At 38.0% G+C, this 724-nt stretch carries 1 protein-coding gene; it reads left to right on the top strand.

The features are described from left to right. Positions 1 to 724 (top strand): IS3 family transposase (locus CP368_RS10135; RefSeq protein ID WP_143468332.1); only part of this gene is annotated, 724 nt, incomplete at both ends.

Genomic DNA, 724 nt, shown 5'->3' with positions numbered 1-724 from the left:
GATCAAGGAAATCTTCAATTATCATCAGGGGCGCTATGGCTATCGCCGAGTAGCATTGCAGCTACTCAAAGATGGTTGGAACGTTACTGAGAAAACAGTTCGCTACTGGATGCATAAGCTAGGTCTTAAGGGTATCAGACGCAATAAGCGCAAGTATTCAAGCTATAAAGGTACTATTGGCAAAATAGCACCTAATTTGATTCACCGCGATTTCTTTGCGCCAATGCCTAATATGAAATGGTATACTGACATCACTGAATTTCATCTTAATGATGAAAAGCTGTATTTGTCGCCTATTTTGGATGGCTGCGGCGGTGATATAGTTTCTTACTCTATTTCAAAACATCCAGATATGGATTTAGTAATGACAATGCTTGATAAAGCTTTCGCTAAAGAAACAGCTCTTAATAACTGCACTTTTCATACTGACCAAGGCTGTCAATATCAGAGTCCAAAATACCAACGTGCTTTAAAACTTCAAGGCATCACTCAAAGCATGTCCAGAAAAGGCAATTCCATGGATGACGGTTTAATGGAGAACTTCTTTGGTCTGCTTAAGACAGAGATGTTTTATGACCAAGAATACAAATACCATAACCTTCAAGAATTAACTCAAGCCATTGAAGAATACATCGAATACTATAACGAAGAAAGGATAAAGAGCAGATTAAAAGGCTTAACTCCGAAAGAATATCGGAATCAAGCCTCTATTAATCCTGTATTT

It is taken from the genome of Lactobacillus sp. UMNPBX17, assembly GCF_002553735.1.
Classification (GTDB): domain Bacteria; phylum Bacillota; class Bacilli; order Lactobacillales; family Lactobacillaceae; genus Lactobacillus; species Lactobacillus gallinarum.
The sequence above is the reverse complement of the archived record's forward strand: the minus strand, read 5'-3'. Positions and strand labels throughout refer to the sequence as shown.